This is a genomic window from Aetokthonos hydrillicola CCALA 1050, from assembly GCF_017591665.1.
Lineage (GTDB): Bacteria > Cyanobacteriota > Cyanobacteriia > Cyanobacteriales > Nostocaceae > Aetokthonos > Aetokthonos hydrillicola.
Genome location: NZ_JAAKGC010000349.1, coordinates 1 through 1,759 on the forward strand (window position 1 = coordinate 1; position 1,759 = coordinate 1,759).

The 1,759-nt window shown below is 56.9% G+C and carries 4 protein-coding genes; 3 read left to right on the top strand and 1 reads right to left on the bottom strand.

Annotation, left to right across the window (positions count from 1 at the left end; translation table 11 throughout):
- From G4P69_RS37780 to G4P69_RS37790, 3 genes are all read left to right on the top strand, one after another.
- A partial coding sequence (locus G4P69_RS37780; RefSeq protein WP_208355045.1) for a Sua5 family C-terminal domain-containing protein occupies positions 1 to 457 on the top strand: 457 nt, incomplete at its 5' end.
- A 92-nt stretch (positions 458 to 549) separates the two neighbouring features.
- Entirely contained in the window at positions 550 to 801 is a 252-nt protein-coding gene (locus G4P69_RS37785) for a hypothetical protein (RefSeq protein ID WP_208355046.1), read from the top strand.
- The gene (locus G4P69_RS37790; RefSeq protein ID WP_208355047.1) at positions 801 to 1,244 is read left to right on the top strand and encodes a type II toxin-antitoxin system VapC family toxin; all 444 of its coding nucleotides are present in this window, start codon (positions 801 to 803) and stop codon (positions 1,242 to 1,244) included. Before G4P69_RS37785 ends, G4P69_RS37790 begins: the two co-directional genes overlap by 1 nt.
- Here G4P69_RS37790 and G4P69_RS37795 read toward each other — a convergent pair.
- On the bottom strand, positions 1,245 to 1,759 hold a 515-nt coding region (locus G4P69_RS37795; protein ID WP_208355048.1), incomplete at its 5' end, for a lamin tail domain-containing protein. It abuts the gene before it with no gap.

Here is a 1,759-nt window from a genome sequence, read left to right on the forward strand (position 1 = left end):
CCATCCCGACGCCCCCCGCGCCGCCCGCCCCCCCACCGCACCCTCCCCCCAGCCCCCCGCCCGACCCGCGCTCCCCGCCACCCGCACCCCCGGCGAACCCGCCGGCCAGCCCATGTCAGCCCCCGGCATGCTGACCAGCCATTACGCCCCCCTGACACCCATCGAAATCATCGACCCCCTCGAACTGATTCCCCGCCTCAAGCAATCCTCCCACCAACGCATCGGCCTCCTCATCGGCCAACCAATAGAGTCCCCACTTTCGAGCAACATCACCCTCGAATGCCTGAGCCCAACCGGCAACCTCGTCGAAATGGCCGCCAACTTCTTCGCCGCCTTACGCCGCCTCGACTCTCATAATCTGATAGCCATCTACGCGACACCTTTTCCTGATCGAGGACTAGGACGTGCACTAAACGACCGTCTTGAACGTGCCGCCGCCAAAACGACAGGGATTTGAATCACCCTGGAAAGACATCTAGAGATATTTGAGCATCTCAATCATCTCGACTCTCTGATCACACTGCGATAAAATGGCAGCAGGAGACAACCATGGTCATCGAAATCCAAATCGACGAAGCACAAAGCCGCCTCAAAGAACTCGTCAACAACCTCGGCCCGGACGACGAAGTCCGCCTTCTCGACCACGCCCGTGTGATCGCACACATTACGCCGGGGCGGGATGATGAAAGCCCTGCGAATCGACAATCAGTCGAAGAGTTTCGCAGGTGGGCAGATGCATTCATCGCCCGACATCAACCTGTGACAACGCCTGTCGATGATAGCCGTGAAAGTATCTACTAATGTCACAGTGTCTCGTCGATACCAACGTGTTGCTCCGATTCACGAACGCAGGCGATCCCAAACATCTCACTGCCTATTCAGCGATCACCAATTTGATCTCGCAGGGAACAAAAATCGTTATCGTGCCTCAATGCTTATACGAATACTACGTAGTAGCGACTCGTCCAGTCGGCTCGAATGGCCTGGGGCTGTCCCGAGTCGCTGCCCAGAATGATCTGCTGGATCTTGTTCATCGCTTTACCTTGCAGGAAAAAGAAGATGGTCTGTACTCAAACTGGATCGATGTCATTACGACCTACGAATCCATCGGCAAACCCGCCCACGATGCCCGTCTCATCGCCGCGATGAGACTCCACAATCTCAAGCATCTCCTCACCTTCAACGTCACCGATTTCCAACGCTACTCCCAGGAAATCACGCTGTTGGATCCAATGACCATGTAATCAACCCCCCTTCTCCCAAAACTCCACCACCTCCCCGCTCTTCGCATTCTGATAACTCACCTCATCCACCAGATCCTCCGCCGCGTTCAACAGTCGAATCCGATCCCCCGAATTCCCCAGCAACAGCTTTGATCCCGTCGCCCGCGACAAATCAATCCGTAGAGTCTCGCCCGCTTTGATCGCACCGCTCAGCTCTTTCTTACCGCCCTGCTTGTCGCGTAGCGTCCACCGCTCCAGGTCGACAAGCTGATCAGAGATGTTCTTGATCTCCACCCATTCCCCCGTCTCATCATCCCCCTCAGGATTCGGCAGCCCCTTCGTAATCACGACGGGGCCTTCTCTCGAAACCACCGGCGAGACATCACTCGGCTGCGCGTATCCAAGCAGCACCGGGTAAAACGTCCTCACATGCGGCCCCCGCTGCCCGTTCGATTTGACGCTCGCATGCAGGACCAGATCAAACGTCGAACCATCAATCGTCGTCCGACGCAGGTCATTCGACAACAACCCCTTCT

Bases quoted from the DNA above. Each gene is read 5' to 3' on its own strand.
- G4P69_RS37785 (WP_208355046.1), top strand. From the start codon at position 550: ATGGTCATCGAAATCCAAATCGACGAAGCACAAAGCCGCCTCAAAGAA.
- G4P69_RS37790 (WP_208355047.1), top strand. From the start codon at position 801: ATGTCACAGTGTCTCGTCGATACCAACGTGTTGCTCCGATTCACGAAC.